This is a genomic window from Catenulispora pinistramenti, assembly GCF_018274385.1.
Lineage (GTDB): Bacteria > Actinomycetota > Actinomycetes > Streptomycetales > Catenulisporaceae > Catenulispora > Catenulispora pinistramenti.
The window spans coordinates 1-20,452 of the sequence record NZ_JAAFYZ010000204.1; the positions used below are offsets into that span (position 1 = coordinate 1).

Consider the following 20,452-nt stretch of genomic DNA (forward strand, 5'->3'; position numbering starts at 1 on the left):
GCTTGGTAGGGGGCGGGCGACTGCTGCTGCCAGGTCTGGGGCGCTGGTGCTTGCTGCCAAGCTGGTGCGGGCGGGGCTTGCTGGGGAGCGGGCGCTTGCTGCCACGCGGAGTCTGGTGCGGCAGGTGGAGCTTGATGCGGCGCAGGAGGTTGCTGCCATGCGGGCGGGGCTTGATGTGGAGCAGGCGTCTGCTGCCACGCGGGGTTGGGCGGCGCGGGCTCATGTGGCTGCTGCCATGCTGAGGCTGAGGGAGCCGCGTACTGCTGCTCCTGCGGCGCGGCATAAGGCTGCTGATATCCCTGCGGCGCTTGCGGCTGCGGGGCGTGCCGCTTCTTGTCGGTGCCGTATGGGTTGATCGGTGGTGGGAACTGCGGTGCGGGCTGGCCGTGGTGCGGTTCGGGATGGGTCACGCGTCCCCCGTGGCTCGGTGTCGGGGCCGACTCGTGCCCGCGCGAGTTCAGCCGCTTGATGTGGTGCGGCTGACAAGGGTATGGCAGGGCAGGTATGGCAGGGCGCGAGGGTGTGTTCCCCGGCCCTGCCTGCGGTCCCTCTGGTGGGGTCGCGCCGGTGTCAGCGTGGCCAGGTGGGGAGCACCGTCTTGCCGTGGGTGGCGTTCACCACCGTGGCCGACGAGGCGTACCAGGCCACTGCCGCTGTGACGATGCCGAACCAGCCGCCGACCTTGGTCATCGAGTCCGGGGCCGGGTCGTTCATGAAGGCGCCGATGGCCAGGAACAGGAAGGTCAGGGTCAGTAGGACGAAGACGGCCAGGACCGCGAGGTTGGTCTTCAGGGCCGCCAGGGTCATGTACGCGGTGAAGATGCACCAGGCCAGCAGGTACAGCCCGATCGCCTGGTGGATGTCCCCGGCGTTGGCCGGCGTCAGCTTGACCAGGGCCCAGTAGCTGAGCCAGAACGCGCCGAAGGAGGCGAACGCGGTGGCGCCGAAGGTGTTGCCGCGTTTGAACTCCCACATGCCGGCCAGCAACTGTGCGGTGCCGCCGTAGAACAGTGCCAAGGCCAGGACGACGTTCACCGCGCCGCTCTCCTTGATGATGTTCGCGTTCACGAAGCTGAGCACGAACGTCGTCATGGCGAAGCCGGCCAGTCCCAGAGCGGCTGGATCGGCGACGCCGGAAGTCGGGGGCGCCGGTTGCCGCGTGGAGGTTGTCTCGCTCATTTCGCGACTCCCTTTCCGCGGAGGAAAGGATAGACAATTCCGCTCGTTCCAGGATAGATCGGACTTCAACAAAAGACGAGAGCGCGGGGCGGCCCGCAGGTGGGCCTACCGGTGGACCTCCTGGTGGCCGACGCTGCCCGGCTTCGGCTGCCGGTCCAGATCCAGGCCTGCGCAGTGCGCAGTTAGAACCTCTCACTCTTTCTATTGACTCTCGCTGCCGTTCGTTATAGCTTCTAACTACAGCGACAGCAGCTAACGCCGACCGGGCCAGCCCCAGCTCAAGGAGTCACCATGACCGCCACCGCTCGTACCTTTCGCCGCCCCGCCCGCCTGCGCACCGCTCTCCTCGCCCTCCCGATCGCCGCCACCGCGCTGCTCGGCGGTCTGGCCTCGCCGGCCGAGGCCGCCACCGCCAACGCCGCCGCGCAGCGCCCGCTGACCTGCCAGGGGCAGGGCATCGACCCCACGGCCAAGCTGCACTACCAGACCCAGATCTTCATCAAGGCGCCGCTGAGCGTCGTGTGGCGCACCCACACCGACGTCGCCGCCTGGCCGAAGTGGCAGGCGGCCGTGACCAGCATGAAGCCGCTGACGCCGGGCCCGATGCGGCCGGGCTCGCGGTTCCTCTGGACCACCCCCGCGCCGGCCACCGCCTCGACGCCGGCGACCACCCTGGACATCACCTCGACGGTGCAGGATGTCCGGCCCGGCCAGTGCACCCGGTGGATGGGTCCGGCGATCGGGGAGGGTCTGCGCATCGACCGTGGGACCCACGTGTGGAACTTCATCAAGGTGCCCGGCGGCGTGATCGTCCGCACCGAGGAGAGCTGGACCGGCGCGCAGATCGAGGCCGACCCCGCCACCGCGATCCGCTACCTGGCGCCCGGGCTGGACCAGTGGCTGGCCGATCTGAAGGCGGCTTCCGAGGCGCGCGTCTGCCAGCACTGAAAGTTCGGCAGCTCAGCGTCGGGGATCCGACGCCGAACCCTGATATGGCGCGGTCGCCCGAGTGAGAGCGGGTGACCGCGCCATATCAGCGTCCGGATTCGCGTCCGGATTCGCGTCCGGATTCGCGTCCGGATTCGCGTCCGGATTCGCGTCCGGATTCGCGTCCGGATTCGCGTCCGGATTCGTGTCCGGATTCGCGTCCGGATTCGCGTCCGGATTCGCGACCCGGACAGTGTCCTGACCCGCTACAGAAGCTCAGGCTGCTCCCACGCCTGGCCCAGCACATGCTCGGCGAGGAACGCCCGCACCGTCTCGTACCAGAGCTTCGACTCCTGCGGCCGGAGGATCCAGTGGTTCTCGTCCGGGAAGTACAAGAACTTCGCCTCCTTGCCGCGCCGCTGCAAGTCCTGCCACTGCCACAGGGCGTTGGCCACCGGCACCCGGTAGTCGTTGTTGCCGTGGATGATGAGCATCGGGGTGCTGACGTTGTCCGCGTACAGGTGCGGTGACCAGCGCAGGCTGTGCTCGGGCTGCAACAACACGTCCCCGTAGGCCTGCCGGAAGAACCAGGGAACGTCGGAAACCGTGCGCAGCTGCGCGTTCCAGACGCCGGCGTGCGAGATCAGGGCCTTGAAACGGTCGGTCTGGGTGGCGATCCAGTTGGTCAGGTAGCCGCCGAACGAGCCGCCCATGGCCGCCGTCCGGGTGCCGTCGATCTCCGGGCGGGTGAGGACCGCGTCGGTGGCGGACATCAGGTCGTGGAACGGGTTCCCGCTCTTCTCGCCCTTGCCCCGGTTGAGGAATTCCTGGCCGTAGCCCGTGGACAGCGAGTAGTCGGTCAGCAGTACCGCATAGCCCTGGGACACCATCACCCACGGATTGGCGCGCCAACCCCACGCGTTGCTGCTCATCATCGGGCCACCGTGGATCCACACCAGCAGCGGCGCGGGGTGTGCGGCGTCGGCGCCGTCCGGCAGTACCAGGCGGGAGTGGATGACGGTGCCGTCCTCGGCGGTCGCCGTCACCTCCTCGACCCGGCCGGGCAGCGGGACTGTGTCGCCGGGCGCTGACAACAGGACCGGCTCCTGATCCACGGCGCTGGTGTCCAGGCGCACCGGACGGGCCGGGGCGTCGGTCGCGCTGCGCAACGCGAACAGCGTGCGGCCGTCCGGGGCGACCTGGAGGCTGCTGTAGGCGGCGCGGTCGCCGGTGAGCCGGGTGACGGTGCCGGTCGCCGCTTCCACCTTGAACACCGGCGCGCGGCCCATCTCGTCGGCGGTGAAGTAGAGGGCTGATGAATCCGGCGCCCACCGCAGTCCCTGCGGCCACCGGTCCAGGTCCTCGGTCAGGGCCGTCGCCGGGCCACCGGCCAGCGACTGGAGGTGGATGACGCGCGGGGGAGTCTGGTCGAACGTTTCGACACCAGTGCGGACGTAGGCGACGGTGGTGTCGTCGGGGGAGATGACCGGCTCGGAGTATTCGTGCTCTGTCTCACCGGCGAACAGCGTGCTCTTGCCGGAAGCGACGTCGAGCAGCCGCAGCTCGGTGCCGTGCTCGCCGGCCTGGAGCGGGACCACCCGTCCGTAGACGACCTTCGACCCGTCGCGGTTGACCGCGAACGAATCCAGCACCGGCCCCAGGTCGCCGGTCAGGTCGCGAAGCTCCACCTTCCCGTCCGCGCCCGGCGCCTCGGCGAGGAACAGCCGCGTGCCCTCCGGCCCCAGCTGTGTGTCCCACTCGCGGATCCGGGCCTGGGTGTGCAGGATCGCGGTGACGTTCGCGTCCTTGCGGGCCTTGCGCCGTTCGGCGTCGTCGGCCAGGTCCTTCGCCTCCGGCATGACCTGTGCCGACAGCACGATCCGGCCGGTCTTCGGCGCCACCGCGACGCTGCCGACGCCGGCCGGCGGGGCGGCCAGCAGCCGGGCCTCGCCGCCGCGGGCCGGCAGCAGCCACAAGCCCGAACCGTCGCCGTCGTCGCCGTCCTTCGCATCCGGGTCGGGGCGTTTGGCGACGAACAGCAGCGAGCCGTCCGGCAGGAACGCCGGGGCCGACTCGCCGGCCGCCGAGCGGGTGAGCCGGAACGGGGCGCCGCCGTCGCGGTCCACCTCCCAGACCGAGGAGACGAACTTCTTGCCGTCCGGCGACAGGTTCTGCACCCCGACCGCCAGCCGGGTGCCGTCGGGGGCCAGCGCGAGGCCGGTGACCCGCGGGATCTCCAGGAACTTCGCCAGGTCGTCGAAGGGGTTCCGGTCATCGTCGGCGGGGGTGGCAGGGGCGTCCGCAATGTCGTCAGTCACTCCCGCACACTAACCTCTGAACCGAAAACCCCATGACATCCAGAGCCGCGAGCGGGGACCATTCAGCCACCATGCAATCCGCGACCACAGTCACTCCGTCCCAGCTCCCGACCTTGTTGCTGGCCACCGCGACCGTTCGGCCCGTCTTCCTTTGGGGCGCGCCGGGCATCGGCAAGTCCTCGTTGGTACGAGCCTTCGCCGAGAGCCTTGCCCTGCCTTGCGTTTCGCTGCTGGGCACCCAGCTCGCGCCCGAAGACCTCATCGGCGTGCCGCAGATCACGCCGGAGGGCCGCAGCCGGTTCTGCCCGCCCGAGCTGATCGCCCGGGACGAGCCGTACTGCCTGTTCCTCGACGAGCTCAACGCCGCCGCGCCGGACGTCCAGAAGGCGTTCTACAGCCTCATCCTGGACCGGCGGATCGGCTCCTACGAGCTGCCCGAGGGCTCCATCGTCATCGGCGCCGGCAACCGGGCCACCGACAACGCGCTGGCCCGGCCGATGGCCAGTGCGCTGGTCAACCGGCTGATCCACGTGCATCTGCGGGCTTCGGCGGCCGACTGGTTCGAGTGGGCCGGGGCCAACGGCGTGCATCCGTGGGTGCTGGACTACCTCACCGACCGGCCGGACCAGCTGTGGGCGCAGCCGCCGAAGACCGAGGAGCCGTTCTCCACGCCGCGTTCCTGGCACATGCTTTCCGACGCGCTGCACTCCTGGGGCGAGGCGCCTGAGGAGGAGATGCTGACGGTGCTCGCCACCGGCACGCTGACGCCTTCGCACGCCGCCGGGTTCTGCGGCTGGGTGAAGATCGTGCGGAACTCCTACGGGTTCGAGGCGATTCTCAAGGGCGACGCGTCGTGGCCGCGGCGGCCTCAGGACCGTGACTTGCTCTACTACCTCGCCGAGGCCTTCCGGGCGCGCCTCATCAAGGAGCTGCCGCCCGAGAAGAATCAGGGTTCGAACGCCGGTCGGCAGTTGGCGTTCCGGGCCAAGACGCTGCTTGTCGAGCTGGCCGAGATCTCGCTGGAGATCGCGCAGACGGTGCTTGCCGACGACGAGGACGGCGTGCCGCTGCTGCCGACCTGGTTCCTGGTCGAGGCGGCCCGGGACCTGCCGCGATTGGTCGCCGCTCGGCAGTAGGGCCGAGGGCGCGAGAAGACTAGAGGTAAAGACGAGGCCGAATGGGCAAGCCCAGTAAGAAGATCCCGGATCCGGCCCGCCCCGACTTCGAGGCGGGCCTGGCCCTGCTGAGCGCGCATCCCGCCTTCGCCGAACTGAGCGTCGGCTCGGTCTGCCGGGTCCCGAACTGCCAGTACGCCCCGCGCCGCGGCTACTGCGTGGTCGATTCCAACGGCACCGTGCACGTCTCCATCTCTCAGCGCGCCACGCCGGAGCGGTGGGCGTGGGCCGTCGCGCATGCCCAGCTGCACCTGGGGTTCGGGCATGTCCCGGCCGATACCGCGGCTGAGCGTCCGCAGCCGGATGACGTGGAGATCGCGGCGCGGTGTGCGGTGGTCAACCGGTTCCTGGACGCGCTGCGCGTCGGGGCGCCGTTGCCGCCGGAGATGGTCGACACCAGCGGTTCGGACGAGGAGACGCTGATCGACCGGTGGCGGAATCTCGGTGTGCCGCCGGCGTTCGCCGATCCGGAGTTGGTCGGCACCGCCGGGCCCGATCCCGATCAGGTTCTGGTCGCTCATAGCGAGTGGACTCCGGACGGCAAGCCGCCGGACTGGCGCGCCGTCTTCGCGCGTTCGCTGTCCCGGTCCGTCACGGCGGCTGTCGACGTCGCCGGCGGGGCTGATCGTCCCGACGCCGCGGGCCCGGGGTCCGGGAGCCGGCAGAAGAAGCGCTGGGAGCTGGCGCTGAGCTGGTTCGTGGCGTCGTACCCGCTGCTCGGCGGCATCGCGTCCGGGCTGAGCATCGTCTCGGACGTGGAAGTCGCGCAGGCGCACGGGATCTGGATCGCCGCTGTGGACGCCGCCGCGGGTGAGATCTATGTCAATCCCCTGGCTTCGCTCACCGAGCCGCAGTGGCGCTTCGTCCTGGCCCACGAGATGCTGCACGCCGCGCTGCGGCACGGCGACCGGGTCGGGGGCCGTGACCGCTTCCTGTGGAACGTGGCCGCCGACTACGTGATCAACGGCTGGCTGCTGGAGATGGCCGTCGGCGAGATGCCGGACGGCTGTCTGTACGACCCGGAGCTCGCCGGGATGTCGGCCGAGGAGGTCTACGACCGCATCGCCCGGGACCTGCGCCGGGCCCGCAAGCTGCGCACGCTGCGCGGGGCCGGCATCGGCGACGTGCTGCACGAGCCGCTGCCCGGTGTCCACGACAAGAGCGGCGCCGCCGACCTCGATGACTTCTACCGGCGTGCGCTGCTCACCGGCCTCGCCTACCACCGCGACAGCGACCGCGGCTTCCTGCCGGGCGGCCTGACGCAGGCGATCAAGGCCCTGGAGCACCCGCCGCCGAAGTGGGACGTGCGGTTGGCGCGCTGGTTCGACGAGTACCTGCCGCGGGCCGAGCCGGCCCGCAGCTACGCGCGGCCGTCCCGGCGTCAGTCATCGACCCCTGACATCCCGCGGCCGGGCCGGTACCTGCCGGCCGAGCTGGTGCCGCGGGTGACGTTCGGCGTGCTGCTGGACACCTCGGCGTCGATGGACGTGCGGCAGCTGGGGAAGGTGCTCGGCGCGGTGGCCTCGTTCGCGACGGCGCGCGACGTCCCGGCGGTGCGTGTCGTCTACTGCGACGTGACGCCGAAGGACGCCGGATATCTGCCGGTCGAGGAGATCGGCGACCGGTTGCGGGTGTGGGGCCGGGGCGGGACGGTGTTGCAGCCGGGGATCCGCTTGCTGGAGAAGGCCGCCGACTTCCCGGACGACGCGCCGATCCTGATCATCACCGACGGGCAGTGCGACGTGCTGACCGTGCGGCGTCCGCACGCGTATCTGGTGCCGGCCGGGCTGTCGCTTCCGTTCAAGCCGCACGGGCCGGTGTTCGGGTTCCGCTGACGGTCGTCGGTGGGGGCCCCATATGTGGGGCCATGTGTGGGGTCACATATGGGGTCACATGCGGGGGGCATGCCTTCCTACGGCTGCGCTATCTCGGTGAACTGCTTGTTTCCAGCTCTGTACACCGGCATTACCCGTTGGTAACTTACTCCGAGTCAGGTCTGTGATCCACTTCACCCGCCAAGGAGTGCCATGCGCAGGAGACCAGCCAGGCGTATCGCCGCGACCACGGCCGTGGTGGCCCTCGCCGCCGCCGGGATCAGCACCGCCGCGGCCACGACCTCGTCCGCCGCCACGACGGATTCGTTCTACAGCTACAGCGGCTCGGCGCCGTTGTCGTCCTACGCGCCGGGCACCGTCCTGAAGTCGCGGACGTTGCAGTACCACGTCGTCGGAATCCCCACGCCGGTGACGGCGATCCAGCTTCTGTTCCGCACCACCGATGCTCAGGGCCGGCCGAGCGCCGGGGTGACGTCGGTGATCCGCAGCATCACCGGGGACACCGGCAAAGCCGTGTCCTACCAGTCGTTCTACGACTCGCTGAACCCGGCGGACAGCCCGTCGCGGGCCATCGCCGGCGACCTGACGCTGGGCGGAGTCATCCCCAACGCCGAAGCCCTGTTCCTCGCGCCGCTGGTGTTGCAGGGCTACAACGTCGTCATCCCGGACACCGAGGGCCAGAGCGCCGACTTCGCGGCCGGCCCCGAGTACGGGACCACCACGCTGGACTCGATCCGCGCGGCCACGAGCAGTGCGGCCGGGGCCGGGATGAACAGCGACACCAAGTTCGGGCTGGAGGGCTATTCCGGCGGCGCCATCGCCACCGGCTGGGCCGCGGCGCTCGCCCCGTCGTACGCGCCGGACGTCAACCGCGACCTGGTCGGCTTCGCCGACGGCGGCCTGTTGGTGGACCCGGCGCACAACCTGAAGTACGTCAACGGATCCCTGGTGTGGTCCGGCGTCATCCCGATGGCGATCATCGGCGTCGCGCGCTCGTACGGGATCGACTTCAGCAAGTACCTGACCCCCTACGGCATGCAGGTCTACAACCAGCTGCAGCAGGGGTCGATCGTCAACGCGCTGGGTGAGTACCCCGGGCTGACCTGGCAGAAGATGGCCAAGCCGGCGTACGCCGACCCGGACTCGGTGCCGGAGTTCGTGAACGCGGTCAACAAGATCAACCTCGGCTCGGTCGGCACCCCGACCATCCCCGGCTACATCGCGCAGGGCGACGGCGGCGTGCTGGAAGGGACGTTCTCGAACCCGCCGGGCATCGGCACCGGCGACGGGGTGATGGTGGCCGGAGACGTGCGCGCGCTGGCCCGGCAGTACTGCGCCACCGGCGACGGGTCGGTCAAGTTCGACCAGTTCGACCCGCTGAGCCACGTCGGCACGGCGGTGGCCTGGGCCCCGCTGGCGCTGGGATGGCTGAACGACCGGTTCGCGGGGAAGGCGGCGCCTTCGGACTGCGGCTCGATCGCGGCCGGGAACTCGCTGGCGCCGGAGCAGGTGGTGCCGGCTTCCTGAGGGGAGTCAGCAGGCTACTGATTGTCCTCACGCATCCCGCGAACCGTTTGGCTTCGCGGGATGCGGCGTTCTGGGAGGTTGGAGCGGTCGCGGTCGCGGTTGTAGTCGCGGAGTCGCGGAGTCGGGTCGCGGAGTCGCGGTCGCCGAGTCGCGGCGCCGACAGCTGCCGATCAGCCGCGGCCTCAAGGGGTCCCGAAGGCTGCCGGTCAGCCGCCGCTCAGCCGCCGCCCTGGTTCAGCCCGGCCAGGTACTGGTTGTAAGCCGTCAGCTCGGCGTCGTTGTCGCGATCGGCGGCCCGGTCCCGCCGGACAGCGTCCCGGGTGTCCGCCTTCCGCCACTGCATGAACAGCACCAGCAGCACCAGGACGCTCGGGATCTCCGAGAACGCCCACGCGATCGCGCCGGCCGCGTGCTCGTCGGCGAGCGCACTGCCCGGCCAGGTGCTGGGGTGGTGGGTGAACACCGTGGTGGTCAGGGAGCTCTCCATCATCACCGCGATGCCGAAGAACGCGTGGAACGGCATGCCGCCGAACAGCTCCAGGATGCCCAGCACCGGGTTGGCGCGGCGCGGGCCCGGGTCGACGCCGAGGATCGGATAGAAGAACAGCAGGCCGACCGCCAGGAAGTGCAGGAGCATCAGGTCGTGGGTCCACCAGTTGCTCATGAGCGTGGTGAACAGCGAGGTGAAGTACAGCCCGTACAAGCTGGCGACGAACACCGGCAGCGTGAACCACGGCGCGGTGATGACCTTCGCGAAGCGCGAGTGCAGGACGTGGACCAGGACCTCGCGCGCACCGAGGCGGCCGTGCGGCGCGGCCGGCAGGGCGCGCAGGGCCAGTGTGATCGGCGCGCCGAGCAGCAGCAGGACCGGGCTCACCATGGACAGCACCATGTGCTGGACCATGTGGACGCTCATCAGCTGCATCCCGTAGCCGCCGATGCCGGTCGCGGTGACCTCGACGATGGTGGCGATGCCGGCCAGGAACGCGATCGTGCGGCCGGGGGACCAGCGGTCGCCCCGCCGGTGCAGCCGCCACACTCCGAGCACGTAGAGCAGCGCGACCAGCAGGCAGGCGACCGGCTCGACCGGGATCGGCTGCGGATGCCAGGCCAACAGCCGGCCCAGCGTGGCCGGGACCTCGGGCATCCAGCCGGGGCCGCTCATCCCGTCGCCCATGGCGCGCTCCTCATGGCTGCTGGTGACCTGTCGGTGAGTACTCCGTCACCTGGAAGCGGCGGATACCGGCCGTCGGTGGGACGGCTGAGGCAATGCTCGCACACCGGGCGGTGATCGCTGCGGGCGGTGCTGCCCCGAGCCGGGCGTGCCCGTTATAGCGGCAGTCATAACGGGGCATCGTCCCGGCGGCAGCCTGATTCGGCTGGAGCCGGGCGGGGTGGTGGCGACGGAACGGCGGTGCGATGCGATGATGTGTCCGCCATGGAGCCGCGGAGTGTCGCCCCGAATTCCCGGGCCGCTGTGTTCGCAGCGGTCTGCACTTTGCTGGCGGTGGCCGCGCACCGGTTGATGTCGGTTTCGGACATTCCGGTCACCGCGATCGCGCTCGGCGCCGCAGCGGTGTTCTGCTTCGCCCGGATCGCCGCGGCGCTCGGCGAGCGCCGGCTGGCGACGATCGGCCTGCTGGTCGGCGGGTCGCAGATCGGTCTGCATCTGCTGTTCCAAGCCGCGCAGGCGCAGAGCGCGCTGAGTGTTCAGAGCGTATCTAGCCTGCCGAGCGGCTCTGCCGGGACGATGTCGATGCCTGGTATGGCCGATATCCCCGCTATGGGTGGTATGGGTGGTATGCCGGGCATGGCCGGAGGGTCGAGCTCATCGTTCCTCGGCACCACGACCGGCATGACGATCGCCCACGTGCTGGCCGCCCTGGTGACCGCCTGGTGGCTGCGACGCGGTGAGGCCGCGCTGTTCGCCGTGGTCCAGCGGGCCGGGACGGCCGGAGCGGTGCTCGGGGCTTCGTGGCGGATGGTGGCGGAGTGGGCCGCGGGTGTGCGGCCGATCAGGTCGGCGGGGCCGGCCCGCTCCGTGGTCGGCGTCGGAATCCACCGACCGGCGGCGGCGCGCGTCCTGCTGTTCAGTGTGATCAGGAGAGGGCCACCGGCAGCCGCGGTTCGGTAACGGATCACCGGCGCCCGCACGGTGTGCGAGCGCCATGGCGGCTTCGCCGATTTCGCTCTTTCCTCACCCACAGTGGAGATCTCAGCATGTCCATGCGCTCTCGAAGCTCGATGCGCTCTCGAAGTTCGGTGCCTGCTCGGAGTTCGGCCGTGTTCGGGGCCGTGCTCGTCGTGCTGGCGCTGGCCGGTCCGGCCTCCGCGCACGTCACCATCGGCCCGGACACCACCGCCAAGGGCGGCAGCGACGTCGAGCTGACCTTCCGGGTCCCCAACGAGGAGGACCAGGCCAACACCACACAGCTCGAGGTCGACTTCCCGACCGACAAGCCGATCACCGGGGTGCTGCCCGAGCCGACGCCGGGCTGGACGGTGAAGGTGGACGACGTCACCCTCGCCACCCCGATCAAGACCGACGACGGCACGGTCACCCAGGTCGTGCAGCGGATCACCTGGAGTGGCGGGCAGATCCCGCCCGGGCAGTACCAGGGGTTCCGGGTGATGCTCGGGAGCCTGCCGGACAACGCGGACAGCCTGACGTTCAAGGCGTTGCAGACGTACTCGAACGGGGATGTCGTGCGCTGGATCGACGTCCAGCAGCCGGGCCAGCCGGAGCCTGATCACCCGGCGCCGGTGCTGACGCTGACCGCCGCGGCACCTGACGGGGCTTCGCCTTCGGCGCCGAGCTCGCAGGTGACGGCGACGGCGACGGCTTCGGCCCCGGCCTCGTCACCGTCCTCGGCCGGGATCACCGCCTCGGCCAAGACCAGCGACTCGACCGCGCGCGGGCTGGGCATCGCCGGGATCGTGATCGGCGTGCTGGGCCTCGCGGCCGGCGCGTTCGGGATCACGGCGGCTCGGCGCAAGGGAGCCGGGACCGGGACTCCGGAATGAGCCTGGTGCATCGATCGCCTGAGGCCGGGTTCGCGCCCGGCCTCAGGCCGAGAGCCGCGGTACGCCGCCTGGCGTTTCTGGCGGCCTTGGTCGTGACGGTGCTGATTTCCGTTGCCCCGTCAGCCTCCGCGCACGCGACCGTGGTCTCGACGTCCCCCAGCGACGGCCAGGTGGTCGCGACCGCGCCGACTGTGGTCTCGGTCCGCTTCGACGAGCCGGTCCAGATGCAGTTCGGCGCGCTGCGGGTGTTCTCCCCGACCGGGAGCCGCGTGGACGAGGGCAGCCCGTCGCACCCGACCGGGCACTCGGACACCGTCGAGGTCGCCCTGACCTCGGGCTTGGGCCACGGCACCTACACCGTGGCCTGGCACGTGATCTCGGCGGACTCGCACCCGGTGTCGGGGGCGTTCACGTTCAGCGTCGGTTCCTCCTCCGCGACCTCGGTGTCCCAGGACACCCTGAACGCCGGCGGGAGCAAGACGGTCGGCGTCTTGTACGGGATCGCGCGCGGCGTGGCCTACGGCGGCTTCGCCTTGATAGTCGGCGCGACCGGCTTCCTGCTCTACTGCTGGCCACCCGGAGGCGCCTCTCGCCGGGTCCGCGCGATGATCGCCGCCGGCTGGGGCGCACTGGTGGCCGCGACGCTCGCCGTCCTCGGGTTGCAGGGCCCTTACGACGGCGGGTTCGGCCTGGACCGCGTCTTCGACACCACGGTCCTGCACACCACCCTCGGCACCAGGCTCGGCACGGCCTTGGCGGTGCGGCTGATGCTGCTCGGGCTGTACGGCGTCGGGCTGGCGCTGTTGCTGCCCAAGGTGGAGAAGGCGTCGGTCAACCTGCGCATCGCGGCCACTTCGGCCGGGGCCGCCCTGGCGATCGGGATCGCCGCGACCTGGGCCGCCGCCGACCACGCCGGGGTCGGTTCGCAGGTGCCGCTGGCACTGCCTCTCGACATCGTGCACGTGATGGCGATGGGGACCTGGCTCGGCGGACTGACCGTGGTGGTCGCGGCGCTGCTGCGACCGGCGGGCGCCGACGTGCCGGTGTTGGCGCGGGCGGTGCGGCGGTTCTCGACCATCGCAGCGTGCTGCATCGGCGCACTGGTGGCGACGGGGACGTATCAGGCGTGGCGGCAGGTCGGAACGCTCGGGGCGCTGACCGGCACGGTCTACGGCAGGCTGCTGTTGGTCAAGCTGCTCGGCGTCGGGCTGCTGATCGCGCTGGGCTACCTGGCCCGGGTGTGGATCGCGCACTACCTGAGCGGCTCGGCTGGGAGCGGGAGCAGCAACAAGGGCGGCAGCGGTAGCGGGAGCAGAAGTGGAAGCAGCACGGCGCGCTCGGCGGCCGTGACACCGGACGCCATCGCCATCCGCCAGCTGCGCCGCTCGACCGGCCTGGAAGTGGCGCTCGCCACCGGCGTACTAGCCGTCACGGCCATGCTGGTGAACGCCCCACCCGCACGCACCGCCTTCGCGGCCCCGGTATCGACGACCGTCGCCTTCGACACCGGCGGCCCCAACGGCAAGGGCAGCGTGCAGGTGTTCGTCGGCCCCGCGAAGACCGGCAACGACACCGTGCACATCGAGGTCGTCACACCATCCGGCGAACCGGTGTCGGTCCCGCAGCTGACCGCCAGCCTGACCTTGCCGGACCGGCAACTCGGCCCACTGCCGGTGACGCTGAGCGGGGCTGGGACGTCGCATTACTACGGCGGCGCCACGATTCCGTTGGCCGGCGCGTGGAAGCTGGCGGTGACCGTGCGGACCGACGACATCGACGAGACGACCGTGGTCGTGCCGGTCACCATCCGCTGAAGGCGCGGTGGCCGGCACTCAGAACTCAGACATTCCCGACCATCACCGCCATCACCAGGGTCATCACCAGCGCTCCGATATGCGGGACGATGACAAGCATCTGTGGTGCGCCACCCACGCCGACAGCACCATCCAGGCCAACAGCACCATCCAGGCCAACAGCACCGTCCACGCTGTCGACCCCGCCATGCCCATGCCCATGCCGCACATCAACCAGCCGCCGCCCATGCACCACCGCACACCCCGCCAGGACCGCGGCAACGCTGAGCGGTACCCACGTCGGCGGGTGAGTGGGCGCGGCGAGCATGTAGGCCATCGCCGCTTGGCCGGCGCCGATGGCCGCGTGTTGGCCGCGGTGCTGGGCCGGGCTTCGGCGGAGCGTGGCGCGTGCGATGTAGAGCACTGCCATGGCGGCGTAGGCGACGGCGGCCACGTGCAATGCCGTGGTGGAGATCCCGGGGAACACCATGAGCGTCATGCCCGCGCCCATGAGCGCGTGTCCGGCATCGGCCGGTCGGTCGGTGTCGGGCAGCCGGGTCGGGGACAGGAGGCGCAACACGTGGACCAGGGTCGCCGTCCAGAAAAGGGCGAGTTCGGCCAGCACCGGCACCGCCGACCCGCCGCCGGAGCTCATGTCCATTCCCGGCATAGCCCCACCGTCGCCTTCCACATACGCCGCAAGACGTGCGGGTTCTTGTATACCGGCGGCCACCGACAGCCAAAAGAATCGCGGCTGCTCCCCGCGTGAGCCTTCCCGGGGAGCAGCCGCGATAATCCATGGCGAATGTGGCGTAATCGGTGAATGCCTGGCGGCATCGGCGACGGCGACGGCGACTGTGGCGGCGACGGTGCCGCCAGGCTTCGTCCTCAGCCCTTGCCGTCGTGCCGAACGGCGGCCTTGGCGGCGAGCCCAGCGAACCAGTCCTTGTCCGCTTGTGTGAAGCCGGGCATCTTCTGATCCGCGGTCTTCACATCCACCCGCAGGATCTGATCGCCGAAGCGGACAAAGAACGTCTCGCTCCCCTGCCCGTACCAGTTCTCGACGAACGCGTCGTCCCCGGTCCCGGCCGGCAGCGGCGACATCGTGTCCTTGCTGTAAGGCAGCCCGGCCACGTCACAACCCCCGCTCCCGTGCTGCCGCAGGTCGCCCATCCACTTCGCGCCGGTGCCGGACGCCATGACGTCCACCCCGACACTCGCCGTGACGCTGATCCCGCTAGGCGTCTTCCCCGCGAAGCCGTAGATGGTCTGTGGGCTGGCCACCGGGTTCTGCTCGTTGACGCAGCCGTTGTCCACGACGAGGTCGCCGGTCGTGGCGTGCGACGACGCCGGCTCGAACGTCCAGCCGGGGCCGAAGTCGGACGCCTGGAGCAGGTTCGTCGGCGGCGGGGGGACCGCCACCGGTGCCAGCGGTGCCGCCAGGCCGGGGTCGGACATCGCCGCCATCAGCTTGTCGAGGGGGAGCGGGTCCGGCTTCAGCGCGCGCTTCGGGTCCGGTCCCGACGTCATGCTGAACGTCGTCGGAGCGAAGTTCTCCCACTCGATCCCCATCGCGCCGCCGTCGTTCGGGAACTGCCGGACGACGGAGACGGCGACGAAGGGGCCGTAGGACTTGGTCGTACTCAGGAGGAAGGAACCGTCGGGCAGCGTCTTCTTGGCGCAGGGACTGAATTTCACCCCGTCCGTCCAGCCGTTGCCGTCGACCTGCACCGGATCCAGCATGGAGGTGCCGCTGGCCAGCATCGTGCAGATGTCGGCCTGGTCCGGTCCCTCGTCGGCGGAATCCACGAACGACATGTCCAGCGTGCCCATCGGAGCCGTCGCCTGCGGTGACCGCAACGAGGCCGCCGGGCTTCCGTCGTCCGTCCACGCGACGCCGGCCCGCACCATGGCCATGTCCTTCGCCATCGGATCGTCGTCGGAGACCAGTCGGGCGCTGCCGGGTGTCGTCGGCGGCACGGTCTTCGCGATGTGGGCGAGCGTCGGGTCCAGTCTGCTCAGCAGCTGCGCGGTGTCGCGGGCCGTGGTGCTCGGGACGGCGATGTAGTACTTGTGGAAGAAGTCGCGGTCCTGGCTCTTGTCGTCCCTGGTCGAGAAGCCGTTGAAGGCTGCGTAGGTGAGAACGTCGGAGGGATCCATGGCCACGGCCACCGGAGTGCTGGACGGCTTCGCGGGCCCGGTCCCTTGCCCGGGCCCGGGAACGTGCGTCTTCTGATCCACCCCGCCGGACACGCCGATCCCGACCGCCGCCACCACCGCGGCCGTGACCACCACGCTCCCGGACGCCGTCAGGGCCCTGACGCGATTCTTGCGCTGCCCGGTCCGCATCATCTCGGTGTGGTCGGCGACCCAGACCGGCTCCTCGCCCTGCCGCGAACGCTCGAACAGTTCACGGGCCCATTCCTGGTCGGTGTTCATGAGTTCCCCTTCAAGACTGAGACGTCGTCGGGCATCCGAGTGCCGGGCGCGAGCTCGCCGATCACCGCGCGCAGCGCCGCCAGCCCGCGCGCGGTCTGGCTCTTCACGGTTCCGGTCGAGCACCCCAGGACCCGAGCCGTCTCCTCGACGGTCAGGTCCTCCCAGAACCGCAGTACCAGGACCGCCCGCTGCCCCGGCGCGATCTGTCGCAGACCACTGACCAGCAGGTCGCGGTCGTGCACCAGGACGGCGGAGCGGTCCGGATGGTCCGGCGGGGCCGAAGTCGGCAGTTCCCGGCGCTGCCACGGCCGGCGCCGCTCGTCGATGCAGGCGTTGAGCAGGGTCTTGCGAAGGTAGGCGTCCAGGTTGTCATGGCGGTTGACCCGGCCCCAGGCGCGGTAGAGCTTGATGAAGGTGATCTGCACCAGGTCCTCGGCCTGGTGCCAGTCACCGCACATCAGGTACGCCGTGCGCCTGAGCGCGTGGGAGCGCCCGGCGACCAGGTCTCCGAACTCCTTCTCATCGGGTCCGCGCATCCGATCCGCCCCTCATCCCCTGATCGTGCCCGAGCTTCCGGACTGTTCTGACAGCCAATCCACGGAAGGCGGGGCGGGTTCGGTTGTCGCCGGGGGCGAGAAAGTTTCTCAGCGGTTCCGGAGGTATTCGTCGATCACGGCGTGGACCGCCTCGCGGGCGCGGTCGTAGCCGGCGCCGCGGTCTGCGAGGAGCTGCGCGGTGGGGTCGGTGTGGACGGAGGCCACGGCCAGGAGCAGGTGCTCGGTGCCGATGTAGTTGTGGTTCAGCTTCAGGGCCTGGGCGAGTGCCGCTTCCAGGAGGCGGCGGGCCGGAGTGCCGAGGGGCGGTGCCGTCACGTGTGGCGCGGCGTCGCGCGAGCTTGCGGCGTCGTTCGGCGTGGCTGCCGGGTCCGTCGGGTTCAGCGTGTCCACCGGGTCCACCGCGGCCACCGGGTCCAGCGCCGCCCGCAGGCCGGCGATGTCCACATTCAACCGAGCGAGCGCCTGCGCGGCCAGCGTGTCGCCGTCGTCCAGCATCGCGAGCAGCACGTGCCGCGGTTCGACCGTCGCGCTCCCGAGCCGCTTGGCGTGCTCTTCGGCCCGGACGAGCGTGGTGCGGGTGCGGTCGGTGAGGCGGCTGAGGGCGCCGGTGCTGATGAGGTCGCCGAGCGTCAGCTGGAAGCGCGCCGGGGTGTAGCGCTGCTGCGCCGCCTGCCGGCTGATGCCCAGGTGGCCGCCGATGTCGGCCCACGAGTTCCCGCGGGTGCGGGCCTGCTCGACGTAGTAGCCGACCAGGCGCGCGCCGAGCGCCGTGAGCTCGTCCGCGATCTCCTCGGCGGCTTCGAGGCGGTCCAGGTCGCCGCGCTCGGCGGTGCGGGCGTCCAGCTCGGCGATCAGCGCGGGGAGGTCGGGCAGTTCGGGCACGGGGCCATTCTGGCAGTCAATTACTATCTTGACGACTTGCCACGCGTCAATCCCACCCTTGACGTCATCGGGCGCGGCAGCTGATCCTTGACGCATGAACCCGACCCACCTGACCGAAGCCCTCGACGTCCTGGTCCCGGAGATCCTCGCCCTGGCCAAGGCCCCGGGCATGAACATCGCGCTCGGCATCGACGACCGGGTCGTCTGGGCGAAGGGCTACGGCCACGCCGACCTGGCCACCGGCCGTCCGATGACGCCCGAGACGGTCGGCCCCACCGGCTCCGACGCCAAGCCGTACACCGCGACCGCGGTCCTCCAACTCCTCGACCGCGGTCTCATCGGGCTCGACGACCCGATCAACGACCACCTGGGCGGTCTGCGCGTCACCAACCCGCACGGCGAGCGCGAGATAACCCTGCGGGATCTGCTGACCCATCGCAGTGGTCTGGGATCGGACTTCGCCTTCTCCGACCGGGTGCCGCCGATCGCGTTGGGGGACCTGCTCAAGAAGATCCTCGCCGAGGGGCGGACCGACGCCTACGGAGGCAGTGTTCTGCCACTGTGGGTCACGCCGGTCGGAGCGCAATACCAGTACAGCAACGTCGGTATCGGTCTGATCGGGTATCTGGTCGAACGGCTCAACCCGGACGGCGTCTCGTTTTCCGAGTGGCTGCAAGGGAATCTCTTCGCGCCGCTGGGCATGGGCTCGACCTGCTTCCCACCGGCTCAGCACCCTGATTACGCCCCGGCCGATCTCCTCGACCGCCGCTCCACCGGCTATGCCACGCTCGACGGCTTCCAGTTCCGCCTGCCGCAGATCCACGCCGGCCTCTACCCGGCGGGCGGGGCGCTGACCACGCCGTCCGATCACGCGCGCTTCCTCCTGGCGATCGCCGGGGGCGGCCGGTTGGGCGGCGTCAGCATCCTGACGAACGCCACGGCTGAGGCGATGGTCAGTCCGCAGGCGGGCCGTGGCCCCGATCCGGACACCACGATCGGCTACGTCTGGAACGTCTTCCAGTACGGCACCCCGAGCTATCACATCGGCCACGGCGGCGAGTACATGTGGGGCTGGAACCAGGTCTCGCGGGTCTGGCCGGAGCGGCGGATCGCGGTGACGGCGTCGGTCAACCAGTGGGACCTCGGGGACCTGGGCTCGTCCGAGCGTCCCAGCCACCTGGCCGGACGGCTGATGCTGAACGTCGTGGACGCCTGGGTCCACGGCGCCGATCCCCGGCCGCTGCGCAGCGAGGCAGCCGCCCGGAGCTACCTGGCCGGGGTGATCGTCGGGGACCGGCTCACGGCCCGGCTCGGCATCACCGCCGCGCCGACCGGCTTCGACGTGGACGCGATCATCGCCGCGAGCAGCGTGGCGGACGGGACGCCTTGGGACGCCGCCGCATTCCGTTCCGGGATCGGGGATGTGGCCGCGGCGGACGGCACGCCGGCGGGGATGAAGAGGCTGGTGGGGCAGAACTTGCCGGCGCATCATCTGGCCTTGGTGCAGCGGCAACTCGGTGTTCCGTTCCTGGGGAACATGGTGTCTGGTCAATAGCCTGACAGGCGCGTGGCCGGGCACCGGGCGCGCTGGGCGAGGTGCGTGACGGGCGCCTGGCGACGGAAAGCATATGGTCGCTCGGTTAGGCTCGGATTTCACCCCGAACGGAAGCGAGACCCGATGGACAGCCCCGCCAGCCCCGCCGACCTCGCCTCCCAGATCGACGCGCTGGTCGAAGGCGGCGTCGAACGGCGGGTCTTCCCCGGCGCGGTCTGGGCCGTCGGCGGTCCCGACGGCCTGACGGCACAGGGCGCGGCAGGACTGTTGGACCCGAGCGACACCTCCTGGCCCATGCGGCCGGACACCCTCTTCGACCTCGCCAGCCTCACCAAGATAATCGCGGTCTGGGCCGCCGTCGGCACGCTCTGGGAAGCCGACCGCGTCGATCTGGACGACCCCCTCGCCAAACACCTCCCGGACGCACTCGGCTTCCCCCTGGGCACCGTCACGATCCGCCAGTTCCTCACCCACACCTCCGGCGTCCCGCTCCGTGCCAACCTCCGGGCCTCCTACGGGACCGACCCGGAGGCGGTACGACTCGGCGTGCTCCGCGAGGCGGTGCACCGACCGGCGGGCGAAGCAGTCGAGTACACCGACCGCTCGGCACTGATCCTGGGCTTTCTGGTGGAGCAACTGATGGATCGGCGACTGGACGCGGTGGCGCGTGACGTGGCCTGGGAGCCGCTGGGGATGTCGGCCACGCGCTACGGACCGCTGCCGGCTTCGCTGGCCGGGCAGTGCGCACCGACTGAGTTCGACGAGGAGGCGGGCGCGCACGTTCGCGGTTCCGTGCACGACTATTCGGGTCGGCTGCTCGGCGTGTGCGGGATCTCCGGGGTCTTCTCGAACGCTGTCGATCTGGGGCGGTTCCTTCAGCACATGCTCAATCCTGAGGTCGGAGTCGGAGTCGGAGCCGGAGCCGGAGCCGCCTTCGGCCGACGCTGGATCCGCGAATCGCTACGCCTGCACACCGGCGACCTACAGCCCGAGCGCGGCCTGTTCTGGCACACCGTCCCCGGCATGTCGACCGCCGAGGACGTCTGGACGCACTACGGATTCACGGGCACCGCTATGTGGGTATCGCCAGTGCGCGACCGCTGGGCGGTGCTGCTGACGAACAAGCTCTACTACAGCCGCGATCGCGGGCCGATAACGACGGTGCGCAACGGGTTCCGGCGACTCGTATTCGGGGACTGAGATCGGCTGAAGACCGCTCAAGCCCCACCCACCCCCGGCAC

General features: G+C 70.3%; 16 protein-coding genes. 9 read left to right on the forward strand and 7 right to left on the reverse strand.

Annotation, left to right across the window (positions count from 1 at the left end):
- Positions 1 to 570 precede the first annotated feature (570 nt).
- Entirely contained in the window at positions 571 to 1,179 is a 609-nt protein-coding gene (locus tag KGQ19_RS38175; protein ID WP_212018538.1) for an acetate uptake transporter, read from the reverse strand.
- A gap of 291 nt (positions 1,180 to 1,470) precedes the next feature.
- Here KGQ19_RS38175 and KGQ19_RS38180 point away from each other — a divergent pair, with 291 nt between their 5' ends.
- Positions 1,471 to 2,127, forward strand: a complete 657-nt coding sequence (locus tag KGQ19_RS38180) for an SRPBCC family protein (protein ID WP_212018543.1) — start codon at positions 1,471 to 1,473, stop codon at positions 2,125 to 2,127.
- A gap of 245 nt (positions 2,128 to 2,372) precedes the next feature.
- Here the strand turns inward: KGQ19_RS38180 and KGQ19_RS52270 are convergent, their stop codons facing one another.
- On the reverse strand, positions 2,373 to 4,424 hold the full coding sequence (locus KGQ19_RS52270; RefSeq protein WP_212018545.1) for a S9 family peptidase: 2,052 nt from the start codon (positions 4,422 to 4,424) through the stop codon (positions 2,373 to 2,375).
- Positions 4,425 to 4,495: 71 nt separating this feature from the next.
- On the opposite strand from KGQ19_RS52270, the gene KGQ19_RS38190 reads away from it, so the two are divergent.
- From KGQ19_RS38190 to KGQ19_RS38200, 3 genes are all read left to right on the forward strand, one after another.
- Positions 4,496 to 5,560: an ATP-binding protein gene (locus KGQ19_RS38190; protein WP_212018547.1), complete on the forward strand. Its 1,065-nt coding sequence runs from the start codon at positions 4,496 to 4,498 to the stop codon at positions 5,558 to 5,560.
- 41 nt (positions 5,561 to 5,601) lie between these two features.
- A complete protein-coding gene (locus KGQ19_RS38195; protein ID WP_212018549.1) occupies positions 5,602 to 7,434 on the forward strand; it encodes a vWA domain-containing protein in 1,833 nt (610 codons plus the stop codon).
- A 192-nt stretch (positions 7,435 to 7,626) separates the two neighbouring features.
- Positions 7,627 to 8,961, forward strand: a complete 1,335-nt coding sequence (locus KGQ19_RS38200; protein WP_212018551.1) for a lipase family protein — start codon at positions 7,627 to 7,629, stop codon at positions 8,959 to 8,961.
- A 217-nt stretch (positions 8,962 to 9,178) separates the two neighbouring features.
- On the opposite strand, the gene KGQ19_RS38205 is transcribed toward KGQ19_RS38200, so the two are convergent.
- Entirely contained in the window at positions 9,179 to 10,138 is a 960-nt protein-coding gene (locus KGQ19_RS38205; protein ID WP_212018553.1) for a cytochrome c oxidase assembly protein, read from the reverse strand.
- Between the two features lie 261 nt (positions 10,139 to 10,399).
- Here KGQ19_RS38205 and KGQ19_RS38210 point away from each other — a divergent pair, with 261 nt between their 5' ends.
- The 3 genes from KGQ19_RS38210 (at position 10,400) to KGQ19_RS38220 (ending at position 13,799) form a co-directional block, all read left to right on the forward strand.
- Positions 10,400 to 11,095, forward strand: coding sequence for a hypothetical protein (locus KGQ19_RS38210; RefSeq protein WP_212018554.1), 696 nt, complete (start codon positions 10,400 to 10,402; stop codon positions 11,093 to 11,095).
- Positions 11,096 to 11,244: 149 nt separating this feature from the next.
- Positions 11,245 to 11,985, forward strand: a complete 741-nt coding sequence (locus tag KGQ19_RS38215; RefSeq protein WP_307856630.1) for a YcnI family copper-binding membrane protein — start codon at positions 11,245 to 11,247, stop codon at positions 11,983 to 11,985.
- Positions 11,986 to 12,083: 98 nt separating this feature from the next.
- Positions 12,084 to 13,799 (forward strand): copper resistance CopC/CopD family protein, encoded by a 1,716-nt coding sequence (locus tag KGQ19_RS38220; protein WP_307856631.1) that lies wholly within the window; start codon positions 12,084 to 12,086, stop codon positions 13,797 to 13,799.
- 25 nt (positions 13,800 to 13,824) lie between these two features.
- Here KGQ19_RS38220 and KGQ19_RS38225 read toward each other — a convergent pair whose 3' ends face one another.
- The 4 genes from KGQ19_RS38225 to KGQ19_RS38240 all read right to left on the reverse strand — a co-directional run bounded on the left by KGQ19_RS38225 (position 13,825) and on the right by KGQ19_RS38240 (position 17,656).
- A complete protein-coding gene (locus KGQ19_RS38225) occupies positions 13,825 to 14,448 on the reverse strand; it encodes a DUF5134 domain-containing protein (RefSeq protein ID WP_212018560.1) in 624 nt (207 codons plus the stop codon).
- Between the two features lie 218 nt (positions 14,449 to 14,666).
- Positions 14,667 to 16,217, reverse strand: a complete 1,551-nt coding sequence (locus tag KGQ19_RS38230) for a hypothetical protein (RefSeq protein ID WP_212018562.1) — start codon at positions 16,215 to 16,217, stop codon at positions 14,667 to 14,669.
- Entirely contained in the window at positions 16,214 to 16,753 is a 540-nt protein-coding gene (locus KGQ19_RS38235; RefSeq protein ID WP_212018564.1) for a SigE family RNA polymerase sigma factor, read from the reverse strand. The genes KGQ19_RS38230 and KGQ19_RS38235 overlap by 4 nt, the downstream gene beginning before the upstream one ends.
- 108 nt (positions 16,754 to 16,861) lie before the next feature.
- Complete coding sequence (locus KGQ19_RS38240) at positions 16,862 to 17,656, reverse strand: Clp protease N-terminal domain-containing protein (protein ID WP_212018566.1); 795 nt, start codon at positions 17,654 to 17,656, stop codon at positions 16,862 to 16,864.
- A 94-nt stretch (positions 17,657 to 17,750) separates the two neighbouring features.
- Between KGQ19_RS38240 and KGQ19_RS38245 the strand changes: the two genes are divergently transcribed.
- Both KGQ19_RS38245 and KGQ19_RS38250 read left to right on the forward strand, forming a co-directional pair.
- Positions 17,751 to 19,211: a serine hydrolase domain-containing protein gene (locus KGQ19_RS38245; RefSeq protein WP_212018568.1), complete on the forward strand. Its 1,461-nt coding sequence runs from the start codon at positions 17,751 to 17,753 to the stop codon at positions 19,209 to 19,211.
- A gap of 123 nt (positions 19,212 to 19,334) precedes the next feature.
- Positions 19,335 to 20,411 (forward strand): serine hydrolase domain-containing protein, encoded by a 1,077-nt coding sequence (locus KGQ19_RS38250; protein ID WP_212018570.1) that lies wholly within the window; start codon positions 19,335 to 19,337, stop codon positions 20,409 to 20,411.
- The last annotated feature ends 41 nt before the right edge of the window (positions 20,412 to 20,452 follow it).

Excerpts from the sequence above, each read along its gene's own strand:
- KGQ19_RS38175 (WP_212018538.1), bottom strand. The coding sequence starts at position 1,179 with ATGAGCGAGACAACCTCCACGCGGCAACCGGCGCCCCCGACTTCCGGC.
- KGQ19_RS38180 (WP_212018543.1), top strand. The coding sequence starts at position 1,471 with ATGACCGCCACCGCTCGTACCTTTCGCCGCCCCGCCCGCCTGCGCACC.
- KGQ19_RS38190 (WP_212018547.1), top strand. The coding sequence starts at position 4,496 with ATGCAATCCGCGACCACAGTCACTCCGTCCCAGCTCCCGACCTTGTTG.
- KGQ19_RS38195 (WP_212018549.1), top strand. The coding sequence starts at position 5,602 with ATGGGCAAGCCCAGTAAGAAGATCCCGGATCCGGCCCGCCCCGACTTC.
- KGQ19_RS38200 (WP_212018551.1), top strand. The coding sequence starts at position 7,627 with ATGCGCAGGAGACCAGCCAGGCGTATCGCCGCGACCACGGCCGTGGTG.
- KGQ19_RS38205 (WP_212018553.1), bottom strand. The coding sequence starts at position 10,138 with ATGGGCGACGGGATGAGCGGCCCCGGCTGGATGCCCGAGGTCCCGGCC.
- KGQ19_RS38210 (WP_212018554.1), top strand. The coding sequence starts at position 10,400 with ATGGAGCCGCGGAGTGTCGCCCCGAATTCCCGGGCCGCTGTGTTCGCA.
- KGQ19_RS38225 (WP_212018560.1), bottom strand. The coding sequence starts at position 14,448 with ATGCCGGGAATGGACATGAGCTCCGGCGGCGGGTCGGCGGTGCCGGTG.
- KGQ19_RS38230 (WP_212018562.1), bottom strand. The coding sequence starts at position 16,217 with ATGAACACCGACCAGGAATGGGCCCGTGAACTGTTCGAGCGTTCGCGG.
- KGQ19_RS38235 (WP_212018564.1), bottom strand. The coding sequence starts at position 16,753 with ATGCGCGGACCCGATGAGAAGGAGTTCGGAGACCTGGTCGCCGGGCGC.
- KGQ19_RS38245 (WP_212018568.1), top strand. The coding sequence starts at position 17,751 with ATGAACCCGACCCACCTGACCGAAGCCCTCGACGTCCTGGTCCCGGAG.
- KGQ19_RS38250 (WP_212018570.1), top strand. The coding sequence starts at position 19,335 with ATGGACAGCCCCGCCAGCCCCGCCGACCTCGCCTCCCAGATCGACGCG.